The sequence below is a fragment of the Qipengyuania sphaerica genome (genome assembly GCF_019711595.1).
GTDB classification, from domain to species: Bacteria; Pseudomonadota; Alphaproteobacteria; order Sphingomonadales; family Sphingomonadaceae; genus Qipengyuania; species Qipengyuania sphaerica.
On the sequence record NZ_JAIGNR010000002.1, the window covers coordinates 61,846 to 87,944 of the forward strand.

A 26,099-nucleotide genomic window follows, 5' to 3' on the forward strand; every position below is an offset into this window, starting at 1 on the left:
GGATCCTATTCGGCCGGAACGGCGCTGGGCTGGTTGACGATGGGGCGGTCGGCCTGCGGGTCGTAGGCGGCGTCGCGCAGCGGCGCTTCCTCGCGCAGCTTGCCAGCCAGCGTCATCCAGACGTTGTAGGACATGATCAGCGCACCGCCGAGATACATGAGCCCGCCCACGGCGCGCATCACGTACATGGGGAACATCGCCGATACGCTGTCGGCAAACGACCACACGAGGTATCCGTCGGGGCCGTATTCGCGCCACATGAGACCCTGCATGATGCCGGCGACCCACATGCTGGCGGCGTAGAAGACGATGCCGATCGTCGCGAGCCAGAAGTGCCAGTTGATCATGCGCAGCGAGTACATCCGTTCGCGCTTCCACAGGCGGGGCACGAGGAAATAGACGCAGGCGAAAGTAATCAGCCCGTTCCACCCCAGCGCGCCCGAATGGACATGGCCGATCGTCCAGTCGGTATAGTGCGACAGGCTGTTGACGCTCTTGATCGACAGCATCGGGCCTTCGAAAGTGCTCATGCCGTAGAAGGCGAGCGCCATCACCATCATGCGGATGATCGGATCGGTGCGGACCTTGTCCCAGGCACCGTTCAGGGTCATCAGCCCGTTGATCATCCCGCCCCAGCTCGGCATCCACAGCATGATCGAAAACACCATGCCCAGCGTCTGCGCCCAGTCGGGCAGCGCGGTATAATGGAGATGGTGCGGTCCCGCCCAGATATAGAGGAAGATCAGCGACCAGAAGTGAATGATCGACAGGCGGTAGGAATAGACCGGTCGTTCGGCCTGCTTCGGCACGAAGTAATACATCATCGCCAGGAAACCGGCGGTCAGGAAGAAACCGACAGCGTTATGGCCGTACCACCACTGGGTCAGCGCATCCTGGACACCGGCGAAGGCAGAATAGCTCTTCGCACCCAGCAGGCTCACCGGCATGGCGAGGTTGTTGACGATGTGGAGCATCGCCACCGTCACGATGAAGGCGAGGTAGAACCAGTTCGCCACATAGATATGCGGCTCCTTGCGCTTGGCCAGCGTACCCACGAAGACGATGAAATAGGCCACCCAGACGATCGTCAGCCACAGGTCGACATACCATTCGGGCTCGGCATATTCCTTCGATTGCGTGACACCGAGCAGGTAGCCGGTCGCCGCTAGAACGATGAACAGCTGGTAGCCCCAGAACACGAAGCGGGCGAGGCCAGGGAAGGCGAGCTGCGTACGACTGGTACGCTGGACGACGTAAAAACTCGTAGCGAGAAGGGCATTGCCGCCAAAGGCGAAGATCACTGCACTGGTATGCAGCGGGCGCAGGCGGCCGAAGTTGAAGTAAGGCTCGAAATTCAACTGCGGAAAGGCAAGCTGCGCGGCAATGAAGACGCCTGCCAAAAGGCCTGCGAGGCCCCAGAACATGGTCGCGATCACGCCCCAGCGAATCACGTCATCGTCATAGCGCGACGGGCCTTCCGGCATGCTGAAAAAGCCCTGCGCCTTGCCCATCGGGTCGAACCGCGATGCGCTCATCCAGATCATTACGAAGCCCAGCAGGGCGATGATCCAGGCATGCGCGGCAAAGCCGCCATCGGCTGCACCCAGGGCCGCCGCCATCGCGGCAAGCATTACCAGGAACCACAGGCCCACCCGGCCCAGCGCAGTTTCCGCTCGCATAAAATTCTCCGTCCTTTTGCGGTGGGTTAGGCGGCAGGGCCGCGATGGGCATTGACCCAGATCAAATTTGGAAAAGAAATCACGCCGCCTCGCGCAGGAACCCCGCACGGCCTCGCAGTAGCGAGGGCTTGAGGAGGACGATGCCGGAGCGTCCGAGCGTTTCGATGACCCGCTCGTCCTTCAGCTTCGTGAGCTGGCGGCTCACGGTTTCGATCGTCAGTCCGAGGCTTTCGGCAATGTCGCGGCGCGACATCGGCAGGTCGAGCGCGATGCGCCCGTCCTGTTCGACACCGATGCGCTCGGCCATCGCGAGGAGGAACACGGCGAGCCTCTCGCGTGCGTTCTTGCGGCCAAGCGCAATGGTCTTCTCGCGGCAACGCCGCAGAGAAAGCGTCGTATTCTCGAGCAGATATCGCAACACGCCCGCTTCGCCTGCTGCCAGCGCGAGGAAATCCGCCGATGCGAAGGTCAGGATGTCGCTGTCGCGCAGCGCGCTTAGCGAGTAGGAATAATTATCGGGTTCGGGGACGGTGAAAACATCGCCGGGAAAATGGAATGCCACGATCTGGTCGCGCGATTGCGAGGCGTGGGCGACCAGCTTCGTCGCACCCCGCGCTACGAAGACGATCTGCTGGCCTTCTTCCGCGATTTCGAGCGACGTATCGCGGGCAAGCTGGCGCAGGGTCGCGAGCGTGCGGAAGCGCAGGTGCGCCGCATCCGTCAGGCTTGCCGGAAGAACCCGGCTGGCGAACAGCTCGAAGGCCTGGGCGAAAGTAATCATGCAGCCTGACTGGCGCGAAACCGGTTTGCTTGCCTTGATCCAGATCAATGCCGGGCCGGGTCTGCCGCATTAATTCATCGTCCGACGCCGCAAGAACCCTGGGTCGCATGGTGCGACCGCTGCGGCGCTAAGGACGACACGATGAAGAAGTTGCTCGCGGCCGCACTCTGCGGTGCTGCCATGCTCGCAACCCCTGCCATGGCGCAGGACGATGACGGCAAGATCCAGGTCAAGTTGCTTGGCACCTATGTCATGCCCGACGGCGAAATCTCTTCGGTGAATACCGACATCGTCGGCCTTCCCGCGGGCACGCAGACCGAGGCCAACGACAATTTCGTCCCCACGCTGGCAGTCGAATATTTCGTCAGTCCCGAATTCTCGATCGAGACGATCTGCTGCGTGACGCAGCATGATGTCGATGCGGTTTCGGGCTTGACCGGCGCCGAACTCGTTTCGGACGGCAAGCTCATCCCGGCGACATTCACCGCCAAGTATCATTTCGATGCCGGCGGGGTGAAACCCTATCTCGGAGCGGGTGCGACCTATTTCTGGTGGATCGACGCCGAACCCGGCGCGGATACCATCCCCCTCGGTGTGACGCGCACCACGCTGTCCGACGAATTCGGCTTCGTGCTGCAGGCGGGTGCGGACATCGCGCTGGGAGATGGCGGCATGGGCTTCACGCTCGATGCCAAGCGCTATTTCGTCGGCACGACGGCGCGCTGGTTCGCCGGCGACACGCTGGCCATCGAAACCGAACACGATCTCGACCCCTGGGTCCTCAGTGCAGGCGTGAGCTACCGCTTCTGACCCCATTTCCATAGGCGTCCCTCGGGGGAGTGGACGCCTTGCTGCCCCCCGGCATCTTCTCCCGCCGGGGGGCTTTTCTTATTCAGATAGGGTCCAGCAACCGAGGCTCGGCCTGCTGGATCTTTGCAGTCACGACTTCGGCAGGAAGCCGCCGCAAGGCTCGGCATTCTTGTGAAACGGTCTGACAGCGGATAGGCCGCTCTTCCACCAAGCCTGCCGACACATTGTCGACCTGCCCGAAGAGCCAGACCTGACGACTACGGCCTCCCCCTCCCCCAGCCTCGATACCCGCGCGATCTGGGCGATTGCCCTGCCCGCCATGGTGACCAATGTCGCCACGGCGCTGATCGGGATCGGCGACATGTGGATCGTCGGCCAGCTCGGCGACGCGCCGACACAAGGGGCGGTCGATGTCGGCGCACGGCTTTTCGCCGTGTTGTTCACGGTGATGAACTTCCTCAAGACCGGGACGACCGGACTGGTGGCGCAGGCCGGTACGCGTTCGGGTGCGGACGCGCAGGCGGCGGTGCTGCTGCGCGGGCTGCTGGTCGGCCTGGCGATTGCGGCGCTGCTGCTGCTTGCCAAGCCGCTGCTGCTGCCGTTCGCCCTCGATGCGCTGGGAGCGGATGGCGATGTGCGCGCGGCCGCGGGCATCTACGCCGATATCCGTTACTGGAGCGCGCCGGCCGTGATGGCCAATTTCGCCGCCATCGGTTTCCTCGTGGGCCAGCGGCGGATGAAGACCGTGCTGCTGCTCGAGGTGGCCTACAACCTCCTCAATGTCGGGCTGGGCCTGTGGTTCGTGCTCGGCCTCGACTGGGGCATTGCGGGCATCGGCTGGTCGAGCTTCATCGCCGAATTTGCCAAGCTTGGCGTTCTTGCGATGATCCTGATGGGCGGCGCGGGCGGGAAAGCGCTATGGAAAAGGGCACGCAAGGGCGGGATCGCGAGGCTTTCCGAACTGAGGCCTTTCCTGTCGGTCAATCGCGACCTGTTCCTGCGCACGCTGGTGCTGGTCGTCGCACTGGCGGGCCTGACCCGCCTGTCTGCCGAAAGGGGGGCTGTCACGCTGGCGGCCAACGGCATCATCTACCAGCTGTTCGTTTTCACCGCCCTGTTGCTCGACGGGTTCGAGAATGCAGCGCAGGTGTTGAATGGCGAACGCGTCGGCGGGAAGGACCGGAGCGGCTTCACCGCCTATGTGCGCGCAATCCTCTTGCGCGGCATGGCAGCGGCAGCGCTCCTATCTCTGGGCTTCGCACTATTTGCGGACCCGATCCTTGCCAGCTTTGCGGCGACCGAGGCGGTGCGCTTAGAGGCGCAGGCGCTCGGCTGGTGGCTGGTGGTCATCCCGTTTCTAGGCCTTGCCGGTTTCGTGCTCGATGGGGTCTATGTCGGTGCCAGCTGGACGCGGCACCTCCTGCTTACCATGCTGGGGGCGGCAGCGGTCTATGCTCTCGCGCTCTGGCTCAGCTGGCCGCTCGGCAGCCACGGCCTCTGGCTATCCTTCTGCCTGTTCCTGGTTGCCCGCGCAGTCTTGCAACTGGCCTTCATGCCAAGGCTGTTGAACCGCGAGTTCGCACCTAGAAGCGGCTGACTAGCCAGTCGCGGACTGCGGGTCCCGCTTGCCGGATATGATATTGCTGATCGTCGCGCCCACTCCATCGGAATTGCCGCGCACTGTCCGGTTCCGGCCTTCCTGCTTGGCGGTATACAGCGCCGCATCGGCCCTTGCGAAGACCTTGCCGTAGCCCTCGCCCTCACGGCGTCCGGCTACGCCGAAGCTGGCGCTGAGACGATGATCGTCCGGCATGCCCTCGACAGGCTGCGTGGATATCCCGTGGCGGATACGCTCGGCCATCGCGACAGCTGCCGCGCCGTCGCAATTCCACGCTAGCACGCAGAATTCCTCGCCACCGATGCGCCCGGCGATATCGTGGTCGCGGATCGTGCGATTGATAACCTCGCCGAAGGCAGCGATGGCGCGATCGCCCACCTGGTGGCCCCAGACGTCGTTGACCGATTTGAAATGGTCGAGATCCGCCACTACCAGCGCGACCGGCACATTCTCCTGACGGGCCTCGTCCATCCGCGCGAGCACTTCCTGCTCGAACCCGCGGCGGGTCCTGAGCCCGGTGAGCATGTCCAGTTCGGCGCTCTCGCGCACCGCCTTGATCTGGTCGTAGACGCAGGCGCCCACGAGCACGAGCGCGCCCAGCAATGTGATCAAGGTGAGCGAGAAGGAGACAATGGTGTAGTAGAGAGTCTCGCGGTAGACATCGGCGGTAACGGCCTGCTCGACCATCAGCGTGATGGAGGGGCGGATGAGGAATTGCGCCGCGATCAAACCCTGCATGAAGATGATCAGCCGATCGATCGCCTCGCGCTTTGGCGCCGCGATCAGGCCCATCATGCACACCAGTTTCATGCAACCATAGGCGATGTTGATCACGATCAGCCGCGCCCCGATGTCGGGCGACATGACCATGGCAAGGCCCAGCGTGACCGCAGCGAGCGCATAAATGCCCACGAAGATGCCCAGATGCGTCGGCTGGCCCACTCGCTTCAGCATGCCCCACGAACCGGAGATCACGCTCAGCGTGTAGAAGAACTGGGTCAGGTGCCAGGTGTAAAAGGCGTCGGTCGGCAGCACGTGCGTGGCGACGAAACCAAGGGTGAAGAAAAGATAGCCCGCGGCAAAGGCGAGCACGTAGCTGCCCATCTTCCCCCGGTGCCACAGCACGAGGAAAGTCAAGCAAAAGATGACCGCCGTCACCGGCGTTATCAAACCGAGTATCTGTCCCTGCATTGGTCGCCCCTGACCGCCTAGCCCCCCGGCTAGGGAAATTGTCTTAGCATCTCGTAAAGATTTGTCGCGTGCTTACAAGTGCTACGCAAAAAATCGCTGATTTCCAATCAGTTATCTTCCATTGCAGACCACAGGGCTTCGCACTTCTCCACCGCCTCGCCGGCCGGATCGAACAACGCCTCCACCGCATCGGCGAAATGCTCGACATCGCCGAGAGGTGCGCGCGCGGCGGTTTCTTCCTTGAAGCGCTGCCACGCCTGTTCGCTCTGCGAAAGCGCGAGCATGGCGCGCGCGATTTCCTCGGGAGCATGCGGATCGACGACGTGGCCGGTCACGCCGTTGCGAATCAGCGCATCGCGCGCGCCGACCGGCGTGGAGACTATCGCGGGGATGCCCAGTGCGGAGGCCTCGTTGACCACCAGCCCCCATTGTTCCTCCGTCGAGACGAGGCACAATGCCAAGGCGCGCGCCATGGCCTGCGCCACCTCGCCCGCCTTCAGGAAACCGGTGAAGCTGACGCCATCCCCGGCCTGCGACTTCAACATGCCGGCAAGCTCCCCATCGCCCGCCATCACGAGGCCGCGTGCAGTCCTGCCCGCCAGCTCGCGATAGCGTGCATAGCCTTCCAGCAGCACGGGCAGGTTCTTCTTTCCGACGAAGCGCCCGACGTAAAGGAAGTCGCGGTCCTCCCAGCGCACCGCCTCGCTTCCGGCAGCCTTCCGCACGCGCTCTAGGTCGATCGTGTCGTATCCCGGCATCACCGGCTTGTCGCCGAAACCCAGGAAGCGCACGTATTCGCGCTGCCGCACACCTGCCACGATGGCCGCCTTGTAGGGCTTGAGCAGCCGCGCCTTGGCCGCTTCCATCACCACGCTGCGCGGTTTGTCGTCGAACTTGCTGTCGGTCATCATGACCATCGTCTTGCCCGCCGCCGCCAGCCGCCACGACAGCGCGATGATGTCGCGCTCGGAATAGGGCACGCCGACACAGACCATGTCCGCCCCGCGCAAGGCATTCATCGCCGCGCGATATTTCTCGAAGGCACCGAGCGTCTCGTAGGACCGCCCCGGAAACAGCGTCACATGGCGCGCATGGGCAACCTCTCCCGGCCGCTCCCACGCATAAGTCTCGCTCGTGGTCGCGTATTCGACCGCAAGCACTTCGGCGCGTCCCGCCAGCCGCCGTGCCGCCGCTTCTACGCGGTCCACATGGTAGCCGGCGAACTGCGAAAACAGGATTGCGACTTGCGGTAATCTGCCGTCCATTCCCGTTTCCTCGCCCATGGTGCCGCACGGCCTATGCGAGCGCGTGCGCGAATGCCAGAGCGACCTTGCCCATTCCCCCGCCAATCCCTATCTGGCCCCCAACTTTCCCGTCACATCAGACATACCCAAGGATTCGCCCGATGGCCGCGCAATACGCCTTCGTCATGAAGGACATGACCAAGACTTTCCCCGGTGCCCAGAAGCCGGTGCTCAGCAATATCAACCTGCAGTTCTACCAGGGCGCGAAGATCGGCATCGTGGGCCCCAATGGCGCGGGCAAGTCGACGCTGATCAAGATCATGGCAGGCATCGACACCGATTTCACCGGCGAGGCATGGCCGGGCGAGAACATCACCGTCGGCTATCTGGAACAGGAGCCCGAGCTCGACGAGAGCAAGACCGTGCTCGAAAACGTCAAGGACGGCGCGCGCGAAGTGGCCGACATGGTCGAACGCTTCAACGCGATCGGCATGGAAATGGCCGAGGAAGACGCCGATTTCGACGCGCTCAGCACCGAGATGGCCGAGCTGCAGGACAAGATCGACGCGGTCGATGGCTGGACGCTCGACAACCAGCTCGAAGTCGCGATGGAAGCGCTGCGCTGCCCTCCCGGCGACTGGCCCGTCACCGATCTTTCGGGCGGTGAGAAGCGCCGCGTCGCGCTCACCCGCCTGCTGATCCAGAAGCCTTCGATCCTGCTGCTCGACGAACCGACCAACCACCTCGACGCCGAAAGCGTCCAGTGGCTCGAAAACCACCTCAAGGACTATGCGGGTGCGGTGCTGATGATCACCCATGACCGCTACTTCCTCGACAATGTGGTGGAGTGGATCCTCGAACTCGACCGGGGCAGCTACTACCCCTACGAAGGCAACTACTCGACCTACCTCGAAAAGAAGGCCAAGCGCCTCGAGCAGGAAGCACGCGAGGAAAGCGGCCGTTCGAAGGCCCTCAACCGCGAACTCGAATGGATCAGGCAGACGCCCAGCGCGCGCCAGACCAAGTCCAAGGCGCGTATCCGCAAGTTCGAGGAACTGCAGGAAAGCCAGAAGGACCGGAAACCCGGCAAGGCGCAGATCGTCATTCAGGTGCCCGAGCGCCTCGGCGGCAAGGTCATCGAGGCCAAGAACATTTCCAAGGCCTATGGCGACAAGCTATTGTTCGAAAACCTCTCCTTCATGTTGCCCCCGGGCGGCATCGTCGGCGTGATCGGGCCCAACGGCGCGGGCAAGTCCACGCTGTTCAAGATCCTGACCGGCAAGGAAGAGCCCGACAGCGGCACGGTGGAAATCGGCAGCACCGTCCACCTCGGCTATGTCGACCAGAGCCGCGACCATTTGAATCCCAAGAACAACGTCTGGGAAGAGATTTCGGACGGCCTCGACTACATGAAGGTCAACGGCCACGACACCTCGACCCGCGCCTATGTCGGCGCGTTCAACTTCAAGGGCGCGGACCAGCAGAAGAACGTCGGCAAGCTGTCGGGCGGTGAACGCAACCGTGTCCACATGGCCAAGATGCTGAAGGAGGGCGGCAACGTCCTGCTGCTCGACGAGCCGACCAACGACCTCGACGTGGAAACGCTGGGTGCGTTGGAAGAGGCGATCGAAAACTTCGCCGGCTGCGCCGTGGTCATCAGCCATGACCGCTTCTTCCTCGACCGCCTGGCAACGCACATCCTCGCCTTCGAGGGCGACAGCCACGTCGAATGGTTCGAGGGCAATTTCGAGGCTTACGAGGAAGACAAGCGGCGCCGTCTGGGCGATGCGGCGGACAGGCCGACGCGATTGGCGTATAAGAAGCTGACTAGGTAAGCTGGCTTCTGAGGTCGTTAGCGGTCAGTCCGCTAACGACCCGATAGCAGACCTCCGCATATCGGAGGGTTCGAGGCTGGGACCGCAAGCTATGCCGGAGCAGTACCTCGAGGTTTTGTGCGCCCGCCGATCAAGAAATGCAGCATCCCCCCAACCATCATGAGCAAAATGCCCAAAACGCTTGCTTCGGGGCCGGTTCCGTAAAGAACCCAGGCACAAAATCCGACACCCAAGGTCGCGAGCGGGCGCTGCACCCCGACCTTGATCGCTGCGAGGCAAATGCCGGCATAGAAGAAGATCGAAGATGCCGTCGTGATGCGGAGCAGGAAGTCGAGAACCTGCTCTCCGACCGAATTTGAACTCACCAACACCAGAGTGGCGGCAAGCCCAGTTCCGGCAAGCAGTGGACGCTTGCCGATCCCATGCGCGCTGCCCGGGGCGATCCACTCCGGCAACTGGCCGTCGCGGACCATCCCGAACGGCACTTCGCCAAGCAGGAGCACGACTGCATTCAGGCATCCAATGGCGGAGATGGCGGCGAACAGGGCGACAGCAGAGCCGGCCCAGGCACCGGCATGGGTTGAGGTAAACATGGCAATGGGAGCGGGTGCCCCTCTCAACTCTTCCATGGGAGTGGCCAGCACGACGGCGTTACTGACCGCGAAATAGATGATAAGGACGAACGTCAGCCCCAACAGGGTGGCGCGAACGACATTGCGTTCCGGGTCGCGAACCCTTTGCGCTATAAGGCTCGCGACTTCGAACCCCAGCAAGGCGAAGCACAGCACACCCACGGTTGGCGTCAACAGGTCGGCGCTGAACGGTGCGGAGCGCGATTGTGTGAAGACCGAGGGGCTCGAAATGAAGAGATAGGCGGCGATCGCAATAACGAACACCAGCGGCAGCAGCTTCAAGACCGTCGTGGCGAGCTGGAAGATTCCTGCACCTTTCACCCCGCCCAGGTTTAGGATGGCGATGGCCGAAAGAATTAGGAATGCGACGAAAATACGCATCGATTGCTCCCCAGCCATCATTGGCAGGAGGAACGAGAGATAGTTGGCGGCGACCATCGACAGCACGGCGCCTGTTCCGACCAGCAAGAGCCAGTAACTCCATGCGATGATGCGTCCGGGAAGAAGTCCGAGGATGTCGCCGGAAATAGTCAATATGCTGGGCTCGTCGGGATTCCTGACCGTTAGGTCACCGATCACGCGGGCAATCGTCAGGACGCCGATCCCCGCAGCGAGCCAACCAACGGTGGAAGTCCACCCGAATTGGGCCAGCGAACTCGGGAGGACGAAGATGCCGCCTCCGATCATAGATCCGACGACCATCGAAATCGCGGTCCAGAACCCGAACGAACGCTCCATAATTTTGTCCCCCTCTCGGGGTGTCGCATAGAAACCCGGTTTGGGGAATAGCTAAGCAATTGATGGTAGCGTCCGCTTTCCACCCATACGTGGACGTCCAGACTAGGTGGTGAAATGCCTAAAAGCAGTCATCGGTACCGCATTTAAGGCAAATTTGACTCACCCCACCCACCTTTGACACAATCGCTCACGAAGCGCCCGAACCGCGGGTGCTGTTCCTGACGGCGCATCCAACCCGCGCCGGACACGCGAAATTCAAAGGATATCCATGACTACTCCCAACAACGGTGACACCGTGACCATCGACTACGTCCTCAAGCGGGGCGACGGCGAGGTGATCGGCACAACCGAGCAGACTGGCGCGCAGCAGGTTACGCTCGGCCAGAACCAGATTTTCCCGCAGATCGAAGAGGCGCTGACCGGCATGGAAGTGGGCGATGAACAATCGATCGCCATCCCTTGCGACAAGGCCTTCGGTCCGCGCCGCGAGGAGCTGGTTATCGACATCCCCCGCGCCAATTTGCCGCCCGAGCCCGCCCCGCAGCCCGGCATGCAATTGAACGCCCAGACGCCCGATGGCCAGCCGATGACGCTGTTCATCCTCGAAGTGGGCGAGGAAGCGGTCAAGGCCGACGGCAACCACCCGCTCGCCGGCGAAGACGTGACCTTCGACCTCACCCTGCGCGAAATCACGCAGGCGGCGTAAACCTCCAGACCGGGCGCGGGGCGCGAAAGGATTTTCCTACAGCCCCCGCGCCCGCTACCATTGGCGCGCTCTTTGACCGTGTCGATTACCCATGCAGCAAAGCCCCGCCTCGCAGCGGGGCTTTCTCGTTCGAGCGCGCCACTATGGACGCGAGGCCAGCGGATGCACTTCATCAACTTGCATTTGTTGCAAGTATGAGTCGATCCGATCCGCAGACCTGCGCTTGGGGAGCAGGCCTGCGGACCGGTCAGCGCGCAATCAAGGGTTCAGGGGGTCAGCTGCGCGCCTTGCCGATGCCCGGGACGAGCATTCCTACCCTGGTGCGATAATCGGCATATTGGTCGCCCAGGAAAGTGGTGAGATCGCGCTCTTCGTACCTGATCGCGATCAGGACGTAGACGGTAAGGCCCGATGCGAAACCGAGGTGGCCCAGCGTCATTTCGGGCGCGGCCCACAGGCCGATCAGCATGCCGAGATAGAGCGGGTGGCGCGAGACCTTGTAGAAGAGCGGCTGGCGGAACTTCTGGTCCACCGGCTCCCTGCCCCTCATGTCGAGCCAGACCTGCTGCAGGCCGAACAGCTCGAAGTGGTTGAGCAGCCAGGTACTGATGAAGGCGATCGTCCAGCCGATCAGGAACAGCGCCCAGATCGCGGTCACCGCCCAGCCGGCTTCGACCGCCCAGATGACCTGCGGCATCGGCTGCCAGAAGTGGAACAGCAGCCACAGCACCACGAGGGTCGCGAGGACATAGGTCGCCCGCTCGATCGCGGGATGGACGATCTTGGTCCAGCTGGCCTTGAAGCCCGGCCGCGCCATCACCGTGTGCTGCACGCCGAACAGCGCGATCAGCGCAAGGTTGATCAGCAGCGCGTTTCCGGTGGCAGGCGCGAAACCGCTATCGACGGTCTTGGGCACGATGACGTCGCCGGTAAAGGCGATCAGGTAAACGAAGGTCGCGAAGAACGCGAGATAGACGAGCACGGCATAGCCGAAGCGCAAGGCGGGCATGGTAATCTCCTCCCAGTTACCGACCCGGGGACCCCTTTTCCGATATTGGATGCTCAATCTATTTTGCAAAGTCAAGCCGGTTTGAGCGCGGGGGACCTTGGGTTAGGATACCACAACGACTCGGGGAGGAGTTAATCATGAAGCGCAGGGACTTTCTCGTCGGCACCGGTGTGGGCGGTGCTGCAGGTGTGGCACTGGCGAGCGGAGGCGCTGCAGCGGCGGCGAAACCGGCGGCGGATCTCAGCTGGTCGGAAATCAAGGCGCAGTTCAATCCCGCTCCCGGCATCACCCAGATGAGCGCCTTCTACCTCGCCTCGCATCCAAAACCCGTGCGCGACGCGATCGCAAAGCATCGCCTCGGCCTCGATCATGATAGCCATAGCTATCTCAAAGCGATGTATTCCACATGCGAATATGGCCTGCGCAAGGCTGCGGCCGAATATATGGGAGCCGATGCCGACCATATCGCGCAGGTCGGTTCCACCACTGCGGGACTGGGCCTGACGCTGGGCAGCATCGCCCTTGAACCCGGTATGGAAGTGCTGACCGACACGCGCGACCATATCGTCACCCAGACCTCCACCACTTATGGAACGCAGCGCACCGGGGCAGACCTGCGGCGCGAGGCGCTCTACGCCGACCCGTTCCGCGTGACCAAGGACGAGGTGATCGCCAACGTCCGCAAGAACCTGCGCGACAATACGCGGGTGTTCGCGATGACCTGGGTGCATTCGGGCACGGGAGTGAAAATGCCGGTCGCCGAGATCGGTGAAGTCGTCGCCGAGCACAATAAGGGCAAGTCCGACGAAAGCCGCACGCTCTTCGCGCTCGACGGGGTGCACGGCTTTGGCAACCAGGACATCGACATTCCCGATATCGGTGCGGATTTCTTCATCGCGGGCACGCACAAGTGGATGTACGGGCCGCGCGGTACCGGCATCGTGTGGGCACGCCCCGAAGCGCAGGCATTCGTCCAGAGCACGATCCCGAGTTTCGATCCGGCATGGCGCGATGGGCCCATCCCCGAAATGCCGGTGGCCACATGGCATTCGCCCGGCGGCTTCCACGCTTTCGAACACACTTGGGCGGTCGAGGATGCATTCCGCTGGTCGAGCGCGATCGGGCGTAAGCGGATTGCCGAAAGGATTGCCACCCTCGCCACCATGGCGAAGGACGGCATGTCCAAGCTCCCGAAGGTGACATTCGCCACGCCCATGTCACAGGATTTGTCCGCCGGGATCATCGCCTTCGACGTCGCGGGCTACGATCCCTACGATGCGGTCGACAAGCTGCACGAGCGCGGCATCATCGCCAGCGTCGTGCCGTCCTTCTACAATCCGCTCTACGTGCGTGTGGCGCCCAGCCTCATGAACGACGAGGCCGATGTCGAGCGGACAGTGCGGGCAATCGCCGCGCTCTGATCCCTATTCAGGTGCGGGCCCGACAGAGGCGCGTTCGACGATTTCGAAGGGGATCTCAGCGTGCCCCTTTTTGTCGCCCTTGCCCGTCATGCAATTGGCCAGCATCTCGCAGGCCTTGGCACCCATGTCCTCTAGCGGCTGGCGTACGGAGGTCAGCGGCGGGTTCATGGTCTTGGCGATGGGATCATCGTCGAAACCGACGATGGATAGCTCCTGAGGCAGACTCTTGCCTGCACGGCGCGCCGCATCGGCGAGACCGGCGGCCATGGCGTCGTTGCTGGCGAAGATTGCCGTCGGTCCGGCAGCAAGCAGCTTCGCACCGATATCCGTGCCGGATTCGCGCGAATAATCGCCTTCCATCACCAGCGACTGGTCGAGCTTGACGCCTTTCGATCCCAGCGCTGCGGTAAAGCCGTTGTAACGGCGCATGCTGGACAAGTGCGAACGCGGACCGCGCAGGATACCGACCTTGCGATGCCCCGCCTCAAGCAGCTTCGCAGCAACCGAGCGCGCCGCTTCGTATTCGTCCATTGCCACAGTGATACCGCGTCCCGGATCGAGCATCGATGCTATTCGAGCGAACGGAAGTCCGCGTTTTTCGATCTGCAGCATCACGTGGCGGTCATCCGACAGAGGGGCTGTGAGGATCACGCCGCCCACACCTTCGCGGTCAAGCAGGTCTTCGGCTTTCTGATCGGTCCCGTAGACGTTTTCGACCTCTACCTTCACGCCCGAACTCGACGCCTGGCGGCTTGCCCCCGAGCTGAGCCGCGCGACGTAATCGCGGTTCGTATTGTCGAAGAGCATGAGAATGCGACCGGTGGTAGTCATCGTAATCCTTGTCCCGTGAAGTGTTATCCGACCCCGTTAGCAAGCCAATGGTGAAGAATCGCGAAAGAGCCCGGTATTACGGTGTTAACCAGCGCCCCTCGCCATTTTCGAAGATTGCACGACGGTGGCCGCCATGGGCAAGGTGATACCAGTCTGCGCTTGCCACTTCCACCAGAAGAACGGCGAAGTTCTGGCGCGCCGGCTCAAGCTCATATTCCGTAGGCCTCTCGCCCTCGATACAATCCGGCAAACCGCTGGTAGGTGCGGCCCTTGAATGCCCGGGCGGCGCGCCAAGATAGCACCGCCTTGCATAGGTATCGCTTTGCTCCCAAGCCCTTTGCGCGGTTTCACCTTCGCTTTCCAAGCGCGCCAAGCCCCGGCAACGGATTTGAACCTTGCCTTCGCGATCATAGAACAGGACGCCGACCCTGTTGTCCTCCTCCACGGCTTTCGCCTTCGGGGCCCGCACGTCGGTATGGAACCTCAGCGTCCAACTATCCTTGTCGAAATCTCGCAAAACCATGATCCGCGCATCGGCGTCGCTCGTTGCAACGACGGGAGTGTGCATGGGCGAGTGCCGGTCATGCGCCGCCGTGTCGAGGCGGGCAACGATATAATCACGAACTTCGTCGAGCGTCAGTTCCATGACCATTTGAACGCAAGAAATCGCGACTGGTTCTCATTCATCGGATGGCGCATAAAAATGAACGTAAAGGAGCAGGCCCGGTTCAGTTTCGGGTCAGGCCGGTGTGATACAACTTGCGACATCGAAACATGAAGCCGCAGGTGTGGAGCGGCTATCGAGCCAAGAGGACACGCTCCATGACTTTTTCCAAGCTGATGAAAGGCAGCGCGCTCAGCGCCCTCGCAGTCGCGATGGCGATGACTGCCCTGCCCGATACCGCCGAGGCCAAGCCGAGGTCCGAGCAGCAGAACGAACGCGGCGACCGTGGCGATCGCCAGGAACGCCGCAGCGAACGACGCCAGGAGAGGCGCGCGCAGCGTAGCGAACGCCAGCAGCAGCCAACCCGTAGCGACAATCGTCGTTCGGGCCGTGAACAAGTGGTACGGCAGGGTTCAAGGCAGGACAGGTCGGATCGTCGTGGTCGCGGCTGGAACCGCAGCGAGCGCCGCGCCGAAGTAGCGCAGGAGCGTTCGGGCCGTGAGTGGAATCGCCGCGACAATGACAATCGTTCGGCCGGGCGCAACGACCGTTATGTAGGCGAGCGCAATCGGACCTACCGCGATGCTCGCCGCGATGCCTATCGCGAAGGGCGCCGCGACGAACGCCGCCGTGACGCACGCGATGAGCGTACGATCCGCCGCGACGCATATCGCGAAGGACGCCGTGACGAGCGCCGCCGCGATGCACGCGAGGATCGTCGCATCCAGCAGCATGCCTACCGAGACGGTTATCGTGACGGCCGCCGCACAGAACACCGGCGCTCGCGTTATTACGACGGTCGCCGCTGGCACGATTATGACCGGTGGGACACGCGACGTTGGCGCGACAACAACCGCTATGACTGGCATCGCCATCGGTATCACAACCGTAGCCTCTATCGCCTCGGTCGCTATTACGCGCCCTACCGCGATTACCGCTACAGCCGCCTGAGCATCGGTTTCCGTCTTGGCAGCCTGTTCTTCGGCAGCCGTTACTGGATCAACGATCCCTGGAGATATCGCCTGCCGGAAGTCTACGGTCCCTACCGCTGGGTCCGTTATTACGACGACGTGCTGCTGGTCGATGTCTACAGCGGCGAAGTGGTCGACGTGATTTACGACTTCTTCTGGTAAATCCCCCGCCCTTGCGGTGTGAGAGTGGACCGCAAGTGGCACCAAGGCCCCCGCCGAGCGATCGGCGGGGGTTTTCTTATGGCCTCAGTCCGGGACCTTGCCGAAGGGAAGCATGCGGAAGATGCCGCCGTTCTTGTCGAAAAAGGTGTGCTTCAGAGCCCCGAGGATGTGCAGGCCGATCAGATAGATGAAGATCGAGCCTCCCGTCGCATGCAGGCCGAAAATCGCCTTCGCGGCCTCGGGATCGTCACCGAGGGGAAGCGGCGGGATGAGGAAGAGGCCGAACATATCGATCTCTCGCCCGGCGAGCGAATTGGCAAACCAGCCGCCCAGAGGCAGGCCGATCAAAAGCACGTAAAAGATAACATGCACTGCGCGAGCGAGTACCGCTTCCCACCGCGCAAGGTCGGAAGGTAGCGGCGGCACTGGATGGGTCCACCGCCACAGCAGGCGACCAAGGGTGAGCAGTAGGATAATGATACCCAGCGCCTTGTGGTTTGCGAAGATTTCCGCCTTCTCGGGCATATTGGCATGCTCGCCTGCCTCCGCGATCCGCCAGTTGGCAATCACGGCGATCGCTATCGCCCAGTGAAAGATCATCGCGCCGATCGAATAGCGGCGAGCGGTCGTAGTCTCGGTCATGGCAGATCCCCTCAATTTCCCCGAAGGCGTGAACCTACTGCAGGTGGGAAGTTTGGCAATGGCGACTTGCCCAAGGTGCGCGCATTGCTAACACTTGCGCGTATGACCAAGACAGCCGTGATTCCCGACCAGGATGCACTGAAACGACTGGGCGCAAAGGTGCGCGAGCGTCTCGAAAGCGATCCCGATATCTACAAGGTGCCGACCGACAAGGCAGAGATCTTCGCGGTACCGAACTTCCTGACGCCCGACGAATGCCGCCGTTTCATCACCATGATCGATGTGGTCGCGCAGCCGAGCGAGTTGCACGAGACAGCCTACATCGAGAAGTTTCGCACCTCGTATTCGGGTAATTTCAACCCGCAAGACCCCTTTGTGAAGGGCGTCTCGCGGCGGATCGACGACCTGCTGGGGCTAAACCCCGTGACGGGCGAGGCGATCCAGGGGCAACGCTACCTTCCGGGCCAGGAATTCAAGCCGCATAACGATTGGTTCTATACCGACCAGGAATACTGGAAGCTGGAACGCAAGCGTGGCGGCCAACGCTGCTGGACGGCCATGGCTTTCCTGAACAAGGTCCCCAAGGGCGGGCACACCCATTTCACCGAGGTCGGCGCTTCGATCGAACCCAAGCCGGGCGTGCTCCTGATCTGGAACAATGCCAAGCCCGACGGCACGCCCAATGTCGACACGATGCACGCCGGCACGCCAGTGATCGAGGGGTCGAAATACGTGCTCACCAAGTGGTATCGCACGCGCAAGCACACCTGAAATCCGTAGTCAGCTGGTCACCCGCGTGAGCAGCGGAACCCGGATCGTGGCGCGCAAGCCTTCGGGGCGGTAATCGGTCTCGATCGAGCCGCGAATACCGCGAATCACGCCGCTGATGAGGAAGCTGCCCGAACCGCCACCCTTGGTTTCGGGCGCGGGTGCGAGCGGCTCTGCGCCCTCGCCGAGATGCTCGATCCAGTGGATTTCGAGCCAGTCCTCGTCGGCATCCCAGTCCACGTGAACCCGGCCGTCCTCGCGTGACAGCGCGCCGTATTTGAGCGCATTGGTCGCCAGCTCATGCAGCGTGAGGCCGACAGGCGTCACGTTCTTGCGCGACAGGCCGACCGTCCCGCCCTCGATCTCGATCCGGTCCGTATAGGCATTGCGATAGGGCCTCAGCACCGCTTCGACGAGATTGCGAAGGTTGGTCCTGTCCTCGCTCAGGCCCTCGCCCTCGAGGCTGATGCGGTGCGCGCTCGACAGCGCCTCTATGCGGCGCTCGATCTTGTCCGAGAATTCGGGGACCGAGGTCGCACCTTTCGACGATAGCCGCACGATGGCCGTCAAGACGGCGAAGAGATTGTCCGTGCGGTGGCGCAGTTCCCTTGCGATGCGCTCGTTTTCGATAATGGTTTCACGCGCGGCGAGCAGTTCGGTGATGTCCCACTGCGAGCCGAAGAAATAGGCGAGCTTTCCGTCCTCGTGATAGATCGGTCCGACGTGGACCGCGTTCCAGAAGGCTGTGCCGTCCTTGCGATAGTTGAGGATGTCGGCGACCGTATAATCTTCGGTCATAATCGCATTGCGGAGCTTTTCGACCGCCTCGGCACGGGTGCCGCGCCCTTGCAGGAATCGGCAGTTCTGCCCGACGATTTCCTCACGCGAATAGCCGGTCAGTTCGACGAAGGCCTGGTTGCAATAGACGATCGGGCAATCGGGCTGATTGGGGTCCGATATGCACAGCGCCATGCGCGTCTGTTCGGTCGTCTGAAGGAACAGCTCCGACGATCCGATCTTGAGATCGGCCAAGCGGCCAGCCTGCCGCGCATTGCGAGCGGCGAACTTCATAAACTTCCTGTTGCTCTTAGACGGTGGCCCCGAGCCACCGTCCCCGCCATCGATACGACCCATGGCGAGGTCTCCCTTAATTGCGTCCCAAACGATCAAGGGAAATTCTGCCGCCGATTTTTCGGAATGCAAGCGGAAAAATGGCGGTATTCTGCCGTTTTTCCGCCATTTTTGGCACAAACGATTGAGAGTGCTAGATCATTTGTTAACGTTCAAGAGCGCGAAAGTGCTTCGGCGATCAGCTTGCGTGAATTTTCGATGCCGTAGAGCGCAATAAAGCTGCCCATGCGCGGCCCCTGATCGCTGCCGAGCAGCGTCTGGTAGAGCGCCTTGAACCAGTCGCGCAGCGATTCGAAACCGTATTCCTCGCGCTTGCCGATCTCGTAGACTTCGGTCTGCAGGTCTTCCGCGCTGGTGTCGGCCGCTGCCTCTGCAAGAAAGGCATCGAGCGCCTTGAGCGCCTCGGCCTCGTTCGCGGCAGGCGCGCGCTTGGACAGCGTCGGCACGATGTAGTCGCGGGTATAGGCGACGGCCGTTTCGATCAGCACTTCTAGCTCCGGTCCGATCTTGTCCGCCCCGATATAGCTGGCGAGATAGTCCCGCAGGCTCTCCTCGCTCGCCTCCGCACCGAGCACGCTGGCAAGGTTCAACAGCAGGCCATAGGTCACCGGCAGGCTGTCGCCCGCACCCGGTGCCTCGCTGCCCTCGAACCCGCCATTCGCGCGCGCGAGGTGCCACACGGGATTGCCCAACTGCTTGTCGAGCTCCTGCTCGGCCAGCCGTTCGCGGAACTGCCAGTAATCGTCCACCGCACGCGGGATCACGCCGACATGCAGCTGCTTTGCGCTCTTGGGGTTGGGGAAGATGTAGAAGCCGAGGCTCTCCTCGCTACCATATTGCAGCCATTCCTCGATCGAGAGGCCGTTGCCCTTGGACTTGGAGATTTTCTCGCCGTTCTGGTCGAGGAACATCTCGTAGATCAGGCCTTCAGGCTTGCGGCCGCCCAGTGCCTGGACGATCTTGCCCGACTGCACGCCGCTGTCGGTCAGGTCCTTGCCGTACATCTCGTAATCGACGCCCAGCGCATACCAGCGCATCGCCCAGTCGACCTTCCACTGCAGCTTCGACATGCCGCCCAGCGCCGACTGTTCGACCACGCTACCGTCCTCGTCGGTGAAGCGGATCGTGCCGGCTTCGGCATCGACCACCTCGACCGGGACCTGCAGCACGCGGCCAGTATTAGGGCTGATCGGCAGGACGGGCGAATAGGTCTTGCGGCGTTCCTCACGCAGCGTGGGCAGCATGATGTCGAGGATCGCCTCGTTCTTCCGCAGCACCTGGCGCAGGGCATCGTCGAACTTGCCCGAATTGTACATGTCGCTCGCCGCGATGAACTCGTACTGGAAGCCGAAGCGGTCGAGGAAGGCGCGCAGCATGGCGTTGTTGTGCGCGGCAAAGCTCTCGTGCCCCTTTTCGAAAGGATCGGGAACGCGGCTCAGCGGCAGGTGCAGGTTGGCCTGCAGCAGTTCCTGGTTCGGTACGTTGTCGGGCACCTTGCGCAGCCCGTCCATGTCGTCGGAAAAGGCGACGAGGCGCGTCTTTCCGTCCTCCGGCTTCGCGCCGATCATAGCCTCGAAGGCGCGGCGCACGAGCGTGGTGCGCAGCACCTCCTGGAAGGTGCCGATATGTGGCAGGCCGCTGGGGCCATAGCCCGTCTCGAACAGGACCGGCGAGCCATCGGGCTTTGCGCCATCGGGATAGCGTTTGAGCAGCCGCTGCGCCTCCTGGAAGGGCCAGGCCTTGGACACGCGTGCGGCTTCGATCAGGTCGGTCATGCTCATGCGAACCCTCTTGCTGGTCCGCCGCCGTGTTGCAAGTGCGAAGTGTTGGAGCGCGCGCCCGATAGCCCGACAGGATGGAACGGAAGGAACACGGTTCGGGCAGAAAAACCGTCGCGACCAGCAAGGCCGCCGCGTGTTGTGCCGGGCCAGCAAGCGAAGTCGCGGATCATGGCCCGTGTGGTATCGCGATGCTCAGGTGTTGGACAGCGACAGGCGCAAGAAACCTTCCAGAGCTACCGGATGTGCGGCTGTTCCCGGCTCAAGCCATCAGAATGACTTGCTGAAGCCGATCTCCGCTCGCTTGCGCGAATAGTCGTAGAATTCGACCGAGCTGCGGTTACGTTCGATCACGACGCGTGCCAGCGGCGAGACCCCCATGAAACTGACCTGCCTGAAAACGATGCCCAAATTGGCTCTTGTCGTGCGGTCATGGCGTGCGCGCGGCAGGAGGGAGAGCCGTTCGTCGGCCTTCAGCTCGCGAGAATGAGGGCGAGACCTTCCAGTTCACCACGGCCTCGGCAGATGTATCCCTGGCTTCGACGCGCGTCTGGCCGAAGCCCTTCAGGGCCAATCGGCGGATCAGCGCATCGCCATGGCTGACCGTCAGCGATGCGGAGAAGCTGTCGTCGGACGCGTAGCGAACCCGGGCGGTTACCGCATCGCTTCGAACCTTGTTCACACCCACGGTCCGTTCGTACACATCGGTCCGCCTTTCTTCGAACGGACGGCGTACTGCCTCGAACTGGGGGGCCTGCGAGCGGGTGTGCGAATAACTCCCCGCGATCTCGAGACCAGTCATGGCTGCAGGCCTGTAGAGAAGCTTGAGCCTAGCCGCTTCGTAATCGTCACGATCGATATCCGCATCCGCTATAAAATCCGCCATATCGCTGGAAACCGTGCTGCTGCGGATGTCGCCGGAAAAGCGGAACGCCAGCTGGTCGCCGACGATGGGGCCGGAAAGGGCGGCGGAAAACTGGCCGGTATCGGCATCTCCCAAGACCAGGCGCGACCTGCCATGCCAGCCGAACGTGGGATCCTCGGTTTCAATAAAGATCGCGCCGGCGATGGAATTGCGGCCCTGGGTGGTCGTCTGGGGGCTGCGATAGACCTCGATCCTCTCGATGTCCCACATGGGAGTAACCGACGAAACATATTCGTAGTAGTTTGCCGGGCGTCCGTCGATCTGCAGGGTGGCGCGCGGACGTGTCCCGCCCAGAAATGCAAACAGGTTCCGCAACACTCCCGTCGAATCCATTCCGCGGATGGCCGGCGCCTCTTCCCCGGACCCGAATTGCACGTTGGGTACCATCATGAGCACGTCGTCGAGCCGGTCCATGGCAGCCGTATCGATCGCCTCCGCCTCAAGGACATGGACGCTCGAAGCGGTTTCCATGGTGGTTCGGCGAATGCGCTCGCCGGTCACGATGATTTCGCCCGCGTCAGCCTTGTCCGGAACACCGGCAGGTTCTTCGCCATCACTGGCGGCCAGGGCAGTGGCAAAGAGCAAAGCGGAAATCATCGTTCGTAATTTCGCCCAGGTTGTTGTTCGTGCATTATCCTAGCTTAATTCCGGACCAGCAAGCCGGTCCATGGATGCAGGCTGATGTTTTCCGGATGATTGCGCTCGGTGGGGTTTCATGACGAGGCGCTTGCCCCGCGTTCCGTTTGTGTTCTAACGCCGCAAGCGTGAGCCAGCCTCTCCCCCTCCCTTCCCTCCACGCCAGCCACGCGGGCACCTGGCTGCGCGATGCGAATGGCGCGACGCGCGGGTGTTCGAAGGGCGAGGCGGTAATGGCGGCGGCGGACACCCCGCTCCTGCTTATGAACGCGCCGCTGGTGGCGAGCAGGCTGGGCTATCCGGACCTGTCGGGTCTCGACTTGCTCGAGCTCTTCGCCTTCATCCATCCGGCAAAATTCTGCGTGCCGACGCCCAAGGGCCTCGCCCATGCGCTGGGGCTGGAGGAACCGACAGACGATGCGGGCGTGCCGCTGCTGCTGCAACAGGCAGCGGGCGCGCTAGTAGCGACCTGCGAAAGCGATGACTGGGCGGAGCGCGAGGGCGCGTGGTCGAGCCTTCAATCGCTCAGCCGCCTGCGATGGCCCTGGGCAAATGTCCTCGCGCCCCACGTGAAGAAGCCGGAGAAGGCGGAGAAATGGCTCTTTACCCGACTGCCCGAATGGGAGGAGACGCCCGAACGCCCGCAACCCGCGCAGGTGCTGATCGAGGAGCCGCAGATCGAGGCGCATCTCGAACGGTTGACTGGCGAAGGGGCTGAGAAGCGCGAGGGTCAGCGGCTTTATGCGCGCGGAGCGGGGCATGTTTTCGGCCCGCGCGACCGGCAGAAACGGCCGCATGTGCTGCTCGCGCAGGCGGGGACAGGCATCGGCAAGACGCTCGGCTATCTCGCGCCCGCTTCGCTGTGGGCGGCGCAATCGGGCGGGACGGTCTGGGTTTCGACCTATACCAAGAACCTCCAGCGCCAGCTCCGCCGCGAGAGCGCGCGGGCGTGGCCTGCCACGCGGCCCGACGGATCGCCGCCGGTGGTGGTGCGCAAGGGACGCGAGAATTACCTCTGCCTGCTCAATCTTGAGGACGCCCTGCAGGGCGGGTTCGCCGGCCGACCCGCGATCCTCGCCCATCTGGTGGCGCGCTGGGCAGCCTATTCGCAGGACGGCGACATGATCGGCGGCGATTTGCCCGGCTGGCTCGGCACGCTGTTCCGCAAGCGCGGGATCGCGGCGCTGACCGACCAGCGCGGGGAATGCGTCTATGCCGGATGCCCGCATTACCGGAAGTGCTTTATCGAGCGTAGCGCGAGGAACGCGGCGCAGGCCGACCTCGTCATCGCCAACCACGCGCTGGTCATGGTCAACGCCGCGCGCGGACGCGACCTTGCTAGCCGCCCGACGCGCATCGTGTTCGACGAGGGCCATCACGTCTTCGACGCTGCCGACAGCACCTTCTCCGCCGCGCTCACCGGGCAGGAGGCCATCGAACTCAGGCGCTGGATCATCGGACCGGAACGCAATTCGCGCGGGCGGCGGCGGGGGCTGGCTGCGCGACTTGCCGATGTCGCGAGCTATGACGAGGCGGGCGGCGATGCGGTGGAAGCCGCTATCGGGGCAGCCGAAGCCTTGCCCTCAGATGGCTGGCTGGGTCGGCTGGCCGAAGCCGCACCTTCGGGGCCGCTGGAGGAACTGCTGGGGCAGGTCCGAGCCGTTACCTATGCGCGCGACGAGAGCGGGCAGGAGGCAGGTTACGGCATCGAAACCGAGACCTCGCAACTGCCGGGTGAATTGGTCGAGGCTGCGGGGACTGCGGCCCAAGCCCTCGCGCAAATCCGCCAGCCGCTCCTTAAACTGGCCGGTCGGCTCGAAGCCGTGCTCGAAGACGCGCCCGACTGGCTCGACGGACAGGGCCGCGCCCGTATCGAAGGCGCGCGCCACTCGCTGGCTTGGCGGATCGACCTCATCGCTGCATGGGAGGCTCTGCTCTCGCGGCTCGGCGGACCGGCCGATCCGGAATTCGTCGACTGGCTCGCGGTCGATCGCAACGATGCACGCGAATTCGATGTCGGGCTATATCGCCACTGGCTCGACCCGATGAAGCCCTTTGCGAAGGTCGTGCTCGAACCGGCGCATGGGGTGATGCTCACCAGCGCCACGCTGACCGACCGCGACGAAAGCGGCGCGGACTGGGAGCACGCCATCGCCAAGAGCGGAACGCCGCATCTCGACCTGCTTCCCAAGACCGCGCAGGCCGATAGCCCATTCGATTACGCGGGCCGCGCAGAGGTACTGATCGTCACCGACATCAAGCGCGGCGACATTCCCGCGCTCGCCGGAGCCTATGCGCGCCTGATCGAGGCTTCCGACGGAGGCGTCCTCGGCCTGTTCACCGCCATCCGCCGGATGCGCGCGGTCTATGGCCGGATCGCCGACCGCCTCGCCCGCGCGGGCCTGCCGCTCTACGCGCAGCATGTCGACCCGATCGATACCGGCACGCTGACCGACATCTTCCGCGACGATGCCCGCGCCAGCCTGCTCGGCACTGATGCGCTGCGCGACGGCGTGGACGTGCCGGGCCGCTCGCTAAGGTGCGTGGTGATGGAAAGCGTGCCCTGGCCCCGGCCTACCATCCTCCACCGCGCCCGCCGCGCCGCTGCTGCCGAAGAGGCCGGCGGCGCCCAGCGCTACGACGACCGTATCATCCGCGCGCGTCTCGCACAGGCCTTCGGGCGGCTGATCCGCAGCAAGGACGATGCGGGCCATTTCGTGGTTCTCTCGCCCGCCTTCCCCAGCCGGCTCCTCTCCGCATTTCCCGAAGGAACGCCCGTCCACCGCGTAACGCTAGACGAAGCGCTGAAACGGGTCGAGCGGGGGATTGGCGCAGGCGAAGCCGAGACTGGCGCAGCGCGCGAGGAAGCGGCAGACAGCGACATATGATCGAGGACGTCAACATGACCGCGCGCGGGTTTGCGCTTGGCGCGTCGATGCTCCTGTTGCTGATACTGGTCAGCGGCAAGGTCCGTTTCGACATCAAGGTTGCCGTGGCCGGTCTGTTGCTGGGTAGCAGCGCATACCTGCTCAATTCCTCGCCGCTCATAGAACGCAGCATGGCGGTCCAACCCTGGGTAGACCTCGTGTCGCTGCTCACCCCATTCTGGACTTGGATATTTGCGCGACGCCTTTTCGAAAGCGAGCCCCCGGCACGCTGGGCGTGGGTCTATATCGCGATCTACGTCGGCAGCTGGTTCCTGTCGAATTTTGTTCCGTCCACGGGACTTACCGGTTTCTACATCATCCACGTTACCTCGCTAGCGCTGATCGCCGACCTTGCACGTGTCGCGTTGCGAGGTCGGGACGACGATCTGATAGAGAAGCGCCGGATGATCCGGCTCTGGCTGCCGCTTCTCGTCGGTGCGCAAGCTGGCGGCATCTTGCTGATCGAACTCTACATCGGTTCCGGGAGGGTCGACCCGCTTGTCCAGCTGGTGAACGCCGTGCTGATTCTCGCGCTGACCTTGTTCGCGGGCCTGGTCCTGCTCGAGACCGACCGCCAGCTGCTGGTCGAAAGCGTCCGAGCACAGCCAATGCGCGGCGAAGAGGGACCGATCCTCTCGCCAAGCGAGAAGGTCCTCAAGGGCAAGCTCGAACAGGCGATGGCCGACGGCTATTATCGCACCCCCGGCCTCGGCATCACGGGCCTTGCCGAGCATCTCGAGACGCCGGAGCATCGCCTGCGTGCGCTGGTCAACCAGCGTCTCGGCTATCGCAATTTCTCGGCTTTCCTCAACCGGCACCGCATCGCCGAAGCGCGCGAGGCGCTGGCCGATCCGGCGAAGGTAGACCTTCCCGTCCTCACGATCGCGATGGATCTGGGCTATAATTCGCTGCCGACCTTCAACCGGGCATTTCGCGCGGAAACCGGCACGAACCCTACGGATTTTCGCCGGACGGCCATCGGTCAGAACTGAAAAACGCC

General features: G+C 63.0%; 22 protein-coding genes. 9 read left to right on the forward strand and 13 right to left on the reverse strand.

The window, feature by feature from the left end:
• Positions 1 to 5: 5 nt before the first annotated feature.
• On the reverse strand, positions 6 to 1,679 hold the full coding sequence (gene ccoN, locus K3178_RS07920; RefSeq protein ID WP_221570880.1) for a cytochrome-c oxidase, cbb3-type subunit I: 1,674 nt from the start codon (positions 1,677 to 1,679) through the stop codon (positions 6 to 8).
• 79 nt (positions 1,680 to 1,758) lie between these two features.
• Complete coding sequence (locus K3178_RS07925; protein WP_221570881.1) at positions 1,759 to 2,460, reverse strand: helix-turn-helix domain-containing protein; 702 nt, start codon at positions 2,458 to 2,460, stop codon at positions 1,759 to 1,761.
• A gap of 141 nt (positions 2,461 to 2,601) precedes the next feature.
• Here K3178_RS07925 and K3178_RS07930 point away from each other — a divergent pair, with 141 nt between their 5' ends.
• Both K3178_RS07930 and K3178_RS07935 read left to right on the forward strand, forming a co-directional pair.
• Positions 2,602 to 3,270 carry an OmpW/AlkL family protein gene (locus K3178_RS07930; protein ID WP_221570882.1) on the forward strand — a complete coding sequence of 223 codons (669 nt, stop codon included), beginning with the start codon at positions 2,602 to 2,604 and terminating at the stop codon, positions 3,268 to 3,270.
• 319 nt (positions 3,271 to 3,589) lie between these two features.
• Positions 3,590 to 4,867: an MATE family efflux transporter gene (locus K3178_RS07935; RefSeq protein WP_221570883.1), complete on the forward strand. Its 1,278-nt coding sequence runs from the start codon at positions 3,590 to 3,592 to the stop codon at positions 4,865 to 4,867.
• Here K3178_RS07935 and K3178_RS07940 read toward each other — a convergent pair whose 3' ends face one another.
• Both K3178_RS07940 and K3178_RS07945 read right to left on the reverse strand, forming a co-directional pair.
• Complete coding sequence (locus K3178_RS07940) at positions 4,868 to 6,079, reverse strand: GGDEF domain-containing protein (RefSeq protein ID WP_221570884.1); 1,212 nt, start codon at positions 6,077 to 6,079, stop codon at positions 4,868 to 4,870.
• A gap of 107 nt (positions 6,080 to 6,186) precedes the next feature.
• Entirely contained in the window at positions 6,187 to 7,344 is a 1,158-nt protein-coding gene (locus tag K3178_RS07945) for a glycosyltransferase (protein ID WP_221570885.1), read from the reverse strand.
• Positions 7,345 to 7,484: 140 nt separating this feature from the next.
• On the opposite strand from K3178_RS07945, the gene ettA reads away from it, so the two are divergent.
• A complete protein-coding gene (ettA, locus tag K3178_RS07950) occupies positions 7,485 to 9,158 on the forward strand; it encodes an energy-dependent translational throttle protein EttA (protein WP_221570886.1) in 1,674 nt (557 codons plus the stop codon).
• A gap of 89 nt (positions 9,159 to 9,247) precedes the next feature.
• Here ettA and K3178_RS07955 read toward each other — a convergent pair whose 3' ends face one another.
• Complete coding sequence (locus K3178_RS07955; RefSeq protein ID WP_282098850.1) at positions 9,248 to 10,528, reverse strand: APC family permease; 1,281 nt, start codon at positions 10,526 to 10,528, stop codon at positions 9,248 to 9,250.
• Positions 10,529 to 10,796: 268 nt separating this feature from the next.
• Between K3178_RS07955 and K3178_RS07960 the strand changes: the two genes are divergently transcribed.
• Positions 10,797 to 11,234, forward strand: coding sequence for an FKBP-type peptidyl-prolyl cis-trans isomerase (locus K3178_RS07960; RefSeq protein WP_221570888.1), 438 nt, complete (start codon positions 10,797 to 10,799; stop codon positions 11,232 to 11,234).
• A 274-nt stretch (positions 11,235 to 11,508) separates the two neighbouring features.
• On the opposite strand, the gene mddA is transcribed toward K3178_RS07960, so the two are convergent.
• Entirely contained in the window at positions 11,509 to 12,243 is a 735-nt protein-coding gene (gene mddA, locus K3178_RS07965) for a methanethiol S-methyltransferase (RefSeq protein WP_221570889.1), read from the reverse strand.
• Between the two features lie 137 nt (positions 12,244 to 12,380).
• On the opposite strand from mddA, the gene K3178_RS07970 reads away from it, so the two are divergent.
• Entirely contained in the window at positions 12,381 to 13,664 is a 1,284-nt protein-coding gene (locus tag K3178_RS07970) for an aminotransferase class V-fold PLP-dependent enzyme (protein ID WP_221570890.1), read from the forward strand.
• Between the two features lie 3 nt (positions 13,665 to 13,667).
• Here K3178_RS07970 and K3178_RS07975 read toward each other — a convergent pair whose 3' ends face one another.
• Together K3178_RS07975 and K3178_RS07980 are read right to left on the reverse strand one after the other, a co-directional pair.
• Positions 13,668 to 14,495 (reverse strand): substrate-binding domain-containing protein, encoded by an 828-nt coding sequence (locus K3178_RS07975; protein WP_221570891.1) that lies wholly within the window; start codon positions 14,493 to 14,495, stop codon positions 13,668 to 13,670.
• A 76-nt stretch (positions 14,496 to 14,571) separates the two neighbouring features.
• A complete protein-coding gene (locus tag K3178_RS07980; RefSeq protein ID WP_247713652.1) occupies positions 14,572 to 15,147 on the reverse strand; it encodes a pyridoxamine 5'-phosphate oxidase family protein in 576 nt (191 codons plus the stop codon).
• Positions 15,148 to 15,317: 170 nt separating this feature from the next.
• Between K3178_RS07980 and K3178_RS07985 the strand changes: the two genes are divergently transcribed.
• Positions 15,318 to 16,292, forward strand: a complete 975-nt coding sequence (locus K3178_RS07985; protein WP_247713653.1) for an RcnB family protein — start codon at positions 15,318 to 15,320, stop codon at positions 16,290 to 16,292.
• Between the two features lie 84 nt (positions 16,293 to 16,376).
• Here K3178_RS07985 and K3178_RS07990 read toward each other — a convergent pair whose 3' ends face one another.
• A complete protein-coding gene (locus tag K3178_RS07990) occupies positions 16,377 to 16,934 on the reverse strand; it encodes a cytochrome b (RefSeq protein ID WP_221570892.1) in 558 nt (185 codons plus the stop codon).
• A 102-nt stretch (positions 16,935 to 17,036) separates the two neighbouring features.
• Between K3178_RS07990 and K3178_RS07995 the strand changes: the two genes are divergently transcribed.
• Positions 17,037 to 17,705 carry a prolyl hydroxylase family protein gene (locus tag K3178_RS07995; protein WP_221570893.1) on the forward strand — a complete coding sequence of 223 codons (669 nt, stop codon included), beginning with the start codon at positions 17,037 to 17,039 and terminating at the stop codon, positions 17,703 to 17,705.
• Positions 17,706 to 17,714: 9 nt separating this feature from the next.
• Here K3178_RS07995 and K3178_RS08000 read toward each other — a convergent pair whose 3' ends face one another.
• The 4 genes from K3178_RS08000 to K3178_RS08015 all read right to left on the reverse strand — a co-directional run bounded on the left by K3178_RS08000 (position 17,715) and on the right by K3178_RS08015 (position 22,133).
• Positions 17,715 to 18,836 (reverse strand): PAS domain-containing protein, encoded by a 1,122-nt coding sequence (locus K3178_RS08000; RefSeq protein WP_282098851.1) that lies wholly within the window; start codon positions 18,834 to 18,836, stop codon positions 17,715 to 17,717.
• A 149-nt stretch (positions 18,837 to 18,985) separates the two neighbouring features.
• On the reverse strand, positions 18,986 to 20,614 hold the full coding sequence (locus K3178_RS08005) for a lysine--tRNA ligase (protein ID WP_221570895.1): 1,629 nt from the start codon (positions 20,612 to 20,614) through the stop codon (positions 18,986 to 18,988).
• A gap of 267 nt (positions 20,615 to 20,881) precedes the next feature.
• Complete coding sequence (locus K3178_RS08010; protein WP_247713654.1) at positions 20,882 to 21,022, reverse strand: hypothetical protein; 141 nt, start codon at positions 21,020 to 21,022, stop codon at positions 20,882 to 20,884.
• 19 nt (positions 21,023 to 21,041) lie between these two features.
• Complete coding sequence (locus K3178_RS08015) at positions 21,042 to 22,133, reverse strand: TonB-dependent receptor plug domain-containing protein (RefSeq protein ID WP_221570896.1); 1,092 nt, start codon at positions 22,131 to 22,133, stop codon at positions 21,042 to 21,044.
• Positions 22,134 to 22,300: 167 nt separating this feature from the next.
• Here K3178_RS08015 and K3178_RS08020 point away from each other — a divergent pair, with 167 nt between their 5' ends.
• Both K3178_RS08020 and K3178_RS08025 read left to right on the forward strand, forming a co-directional pair.
• Positions 22,301 to 25,060: an ATP-dependent DNA helicase gene (locus tag K3178_RS08020; RefSeq protein ID WP_221570897.1), complete on the forward strand. Its 2,760-nt coding sequence runs from the start codon at positions 22,301 to 22,303 to the stop codon at positions 25,058 to 25,060.
• Positions 25,057 to 26,091 (forward strand): AraC family transcriptional regulator, encoded by a 1,035-nt coding sequence (locus tag K3178_RS08025; protein WP_221570898.1) that lies wholly within the window; start codon positions 25,057 to 25,059, stop codon positions 26,089 to 26,091. Before K3178_RS08020 ends, K3178_RS08025 begins: the two co-directional genes overlap by 4 nt.
• Positions 26,092 to 26,099: the final 8 nt, after the last annotated feature.